Source organism: Spirillospora sp. NPDC046719 (assembly GCF_040645715.1).
In the GTDB taxonomy this organism is placed as follows: domain Bacteria; phylum Actinomycetota; class Actinomycetes; order Streptosporangiales; family Streptosporangiaceae; genus Spirillospora.
This window is the reverse complement of the sequence record NZ_JBEYYT010000613.1, coordinates 1-4462: the sequence shown is the minus strand read 5'-3', so window position 1 is coordinate 4462 and position 4462 is coordinate 1. Positions and strand designations below refer to the sequence as shown.

Sequence of the window (4462 nt, the reverse complement as noted above, 5' to 3'; positions counted from 1 at the left end):
GGCGAAGCCGAAGGCGAGCCCCACCGGGAAGCTCGCGAAGCGAGTTCGCGCTCGCCCAAGACCGGTCAAGGGGCGAGCCGCCAGGCGAGCCCCTTGGGCCGGGATTGAATCAACTCAGCCGCCGAGGCCGGCCTCGCGGGCGAGGACGATGGCCTGGGCGCGGTCGGCGACGTGCAGCTTCATGAAGATGTTCGACACGTGGTTGCGGACGGTCTTCTGGCTGAGGAACAGGGTGGCGGCGATCTCCGCGTTGCTGCGGCCCTGCGCGATCAGTTCGAGGACCTCCCGTTCCCGCTCGGTGAGCTGCGGGAACGCGGCCTGGCGGGGATCGGGCATGTCGGTGAAGTAGGTGAGGACGCGGCGGGCGATCTCGGGCCCGTAGATGGCCTCGCCGGCCGCGACCGCCCGGACGGCGCGGGCGATCTCCTCGGCGCCGGACTCCTTCAGCAGGTAGCCGCGGGCGCCCGCGCGCATCGCGTTGAACACCGAGTCGTCGTCGCGGAACATGGTCAGCACGAGCACCCCGATGCGGGGGCTGGTGCGGGTGATGGTCCGGGTGGCCTCGATGCCGTTGCCGCCGGGCATGTGCAGGTCCATCACGACGACGTCGGGCTGGAGTTCGGCGGCCATCCGCACCGCGTCGGGGCCGCATTCGGCCTCGCCGACGACCTCGACGCCCAGTGCCTGCAGCAGTCCCTTCAGGCCCTGCCGGAACACCGGGTGGTCGTCGGTGATGAGGACCCTGATCGCGTCCGTCATCGGCGGCCTCCGCTCACCTGTTCAGGGGCGCCCGTTCCGGCGTCCGGGCGGAGCATGATGGTACCCGGCGATGCCCGGCGCGGGCAGGGGCAGCCGCGCGGTCACCACGGTCCCGCCGCCGGGGCGGGACGCGACGGTGCAGCCGCCGCCGACCTCCGCCGCCCATTCCTTCATCGCGGCCATGCCGCGGCGCGGCCTCGGGCGGTCGCCGTTGCGGCCGGTGTCGGGCAGCCCGGGGCCGGTGTCGGCGACCATCAGGTGCAGGTCGGTGTCGCGGCGCAGCAGCACCATCGCGGTGCTGTCGGGGGCGTGCAGCCGGACGTTCGTGAGCGCCTCCTGGACGATCCGGTACGCGGCGACCTCGACGGCGGCGGGCAGTTCGGCGGGCCCGCCGTCGAACCGGACGTCGACCCGTTCGGCGCAGCCCTCGGCGAACGACTCGATGGCCGCGACGAGGCCGAGGTCGTCCAGGGCGGGCGGGCGGAGGCCGTGCGCGAGGTCGCGGATCTCGCCGACGGCGGTGGCGAGCCGGTCGCGGACGTCGGCGAGCAGCGGGTCCATCCGCTCGGGCTCGCCGGCGAGGGTGATGCGTGCCGCGTCCAGGGACATCGCGAGGCTGGCGAGGGTGGGGCCGAGCTCGTCGTGCAGGTCGTGGCGGAGCCGGCGGCGCTCCTCCTCCCGGCTGGCGAGGATCCGCTCGCGGGAGCGCTGCAGGTCCTGGGTGAGGCGCAGCAGGTGGGGGATCGCGGCGGCGTGCGCCGCGACGGCTCCCGCGGCGAACGCGCCGGCCAGCACGGCGGTGCGCGCCAGTACCGCTCGCATCCCGTCCCACTCCCTTCGGCCCCGGTTTCGCGGGCGTGTCGGCACCACCCTTTCCGTGGAGGCGACCCGGTGTCAGGTGACCTGTGTCCCGTCCGCGGCGGGAAAACGCTCTCTGGGCCGCTGCGCTGCGGTGCCGGAGGGGCGCCGGGGCCGCTGCCGGGCCCGCCCTGGCGGGTGCCCGGCGGTGCGGGGGCGGGCCGTGGTACCGCCGCGGCCCCCGTAGAATCGTTGGCCGTGACACAGCCCAGCAGTGAGCGCGGCCAAGGGGCCGCCGCGGACGTCGACCTGCCCACCCAGTACCGACCGGCCGATGTCGAGGGCCGGCTCTACGAGCGGTGGGTATCGGCGGGGCTGTTCACCGCCGACCCGGTCCGCGACCCGTCCCGGCCCGCGTACTCGATCGTGATCCCGCCGCCGAACGTGACCGGTTCGCTGCACATGGGGCACGCCCTCGACCACTCGATCCAGGACACCCTGGTCCGGCGCCGCCGGATGCAGGGGTACGAGACGGCGTGGATCCCCGGCATGGACCACGCGGGCATCGCCACGCAGAACGTCGTGGAGCGGGAGCTGGCCAAGGAGGGCCTGTCCCGGCACGACCTCGGCCGCGAGGCGTTCGTCGACCGGGTGTGGAAGTGGAAGGCCGAGTCCGGCGGCCGGATCCTCGGCCAGATGCGCCGCCTCGGCGACTCCGTCGACTGGACGCGCGAGGCGTTCACGATGGACGACCAGCGCGCCCGCGCCGTCCGGACGATCTTCAAGCGGCTGTTCGACGACGGCCTGATCTACCGGGCCGAGCGCATCATCAACTGGTGCCCGCGCTGCCTCACGGCGCTGTCGGACATCGAGGTCGAGCACGAGGACGTCGACGGCGAGCTGGTCTCGATCCGGTACGGGTCGGGCGACGACGAGATCGTGGTCGCGACGACGCGGGCGGAGACGATGCTCGGCGACACCGCCGTGGCCGTCCACCCCGACGACGAGCGGTACGCGCACATGGTCGGCCGCGAGATCGAGCTGCCGCTGACGGGCCGCCGCATCCCGGTCGTGGCGGACGAGCACGTCGACCCCGCGTTCGGCACCGGCGCCGTCAAGGTGACCCCCGCGCACGACCCGAACGACTTCGAGATCGGCCGCCGGCACTCGCTGCCGTCGATGTCGGTGATGGACGAGCGGGGCGTGGTCACCGCGTCCGGCCCGTTCGAGGGCCTGGACCGGTTCGAGGCGCGCCCGGCGGTCGTCGCGGCGCTGCGCGAGCAGGGCCGGATCGTCAAGGAGGTCCGCCCGTACGAGCACTCGGTCGGGCACTGCCAGCGCTGCTCCACGGTGGTGGAGCCGCGGGTGTCGCTGCAGTGGTTCGTGAAGGTGGAGCCGCTGGCGAAGGCCGCGGGCGACGCGGTGCGCGACGGCCGCGTGGCGATCCACCCGCCGGAGATGGCGTCCCGCTACTTCGAGTGGGTCGACAACATGCACGACTGGTGCATCAGCCGGCAGCTGTGGTGGGGGCACCGCATCCCGGTCTGGTACGGCCCGGACGGCGAGACCGCCTGCCCCGGCCCGGACGAGGAGCCGCCCGCCGGCTGGACGCAGGACGGCGACGTCCTCGACACCTGGTTCTCCTCGGCGCTGTGGCCGTTCTCGACGCTCGGCTGGCCGGACAAGACGCCGGAGCTGGAGCGCTTCTACCCGACGTCGGTGCTGGTCACCGGGTACGACATCCTGTTCTTCTGGGTCGCCCGGATGATGATGTTCGGGCTGTACGCGATGGACGGCGCCGAGCCGTTCAGGACCATCACGCTGCACGGGATGGTCCGCGACCAGCACGGCAAGAAGATGTCGAAGTCGTTCGGCAACGTCGTCGACCCGCTCGACTGGATCGACCGGTACGGCGCGGACGCGACGCGGTTCACGCTGCTGCGCGGCGCGAACCCGGGCGGCGACGTCCCGGTGGCGGAGGAGTGGGCGCAGGGCTCGCGCAACTTCTGCAACAAGCTGTGGAACGCGACGCGGTTCGCGCTGATCAACGGTGCGCACGTCCGCGGCGACGTCCCGGCGGAGCCGTCCACGGTGGACGCGTGGATCCTGTCGCGGCTGCACGCGGTCATCGCCGAGGTCGACGCGCAGCTGGAGTCCTACGACTTCGCCAAGGCGTGCGAGACCCTCTACCACTTCGCGTGGGACGAGGTGTGCGACTGGTACGTGGAGCTGGCGAAGGTCCAGCTCGCCGACGAGCGGGCCGACGCGACGCGGCGCGTCCTCGGCGAGGTGCTCGACAGCCTGCTGCGGCTGCTGCACCCGGTGATCCCGTTCGTCACCGAGGAGCTGTGGACGTCCCTGACCGGGGCGGAGACGATCGTGACGGCGCCGTGGCCGGCCGCCGACGCGGGCCGCGCCGACCGGGACGCCGAGACCGTGGTGGAGTCGCTGCAGCGGCTCGTCACCGAGGTCCGCCGGTTCCGCGCCGACCAGGGGCTCAAGCCGGGCCAGAAGGTCGCCGCCGCGCTGGAGTGGGGCGGGTCGCCGCTCGCCGCGCACGAGGAGGGCGTCCGCGCGCTGCTGCGGCTGACCGAGCCCGGCGACGGCTTCGCCGCCACCGCGTCGCTGCCGGTCGAGGGCGTCACGGTCCGGCTGGACACCGCCGGGGTCATCGACGTCGCGGCCGAGCGCAAGCGGCTCGACAAGGACCTCGCGGCGGCGCGCAAGGAGGCCGACCAGGCGCGGCGGAAGCTCGGCAACGAGGCGTTCATGGCGAAGGCGCCAGAGGCCGTCGTCGCCAAGAACCACGCCCGGCTGGCGCAGGCGGAGGCGGACATCGCACGGCTGGAGGCGCAGCTCGGCGCGCTGCCGCCGGCCTGAGCGCGGCGCGTTCGACGGCGGCGGC

At 73.6% G+C, this 4462-nt stretch carries 3 protein-coding genes; 1 reads left to right on the top strand and 2 read right to left on the bottom strand.

Annotated elements, in window-relative coordinates:
* Positions 1-114 precede the first annotated feature (114 nt).
* Positions 115-759 carry a response regulator gene (locus ABZ914_RS47215; protein ID WP_190868309.1) on the bottom strand — a complete coding sequence of 215 codons (645 nt, stop codon included), beginning with the start codon at positions 757-759 and terminating at the stop codon, positions 115-117.
* A gap of 21 nt (positions 760-780) precedes the next feature.
* Positions 781-1581 carry a sensor histidine kinase gene (locus ABZ914_RS47210; RefSeq protein ID WP_500201174.1) on the bottom strand — a complete coding sequence of 267 codons (801 nt, stop codon included), beginning with the start codon at positions 1579-1581 and terminating at the stop codon, positions 781-783.
* A 234-nt stretch (positions 1582-1815) separates the two neighbouring features.
* Between ABZ914_RS47210 and ABZ914_RS47205 the strand changes: the two genes are divergently transcribed.
* Positions 1816-4437 carry a valine--tRNA ligase gene (locus ABZ914_RS47205; protein ID WP_500201173.1) on the top strand — a complete coding sequence of 874 codons (2622 nt, stop codon included), beginning with the start codon at positions 1816-1818 and terminating at the stop codon, positions 4435-4437.
* Positions 4438-4462: the final 25 nt, after the last annotated feature.

Excerpts from the sequence above, each read along its gene's own strand:
- ABZ914_RS47215 (WP_190868309.1), bottom strand. The coding sequence starts at position 759 with ATGACGGACGCGATCAGGGTCCTCATCACCGACGACCACCCGGTGTTC.
- ABZ914_RS47210 (WP_500201174.1), bottom strand. The coding sequence starts at position 1,581 with ATGCGAGCGGTACTGGCGCGCACCGCCGTGCTGGCCGGCGCGTTCGCC.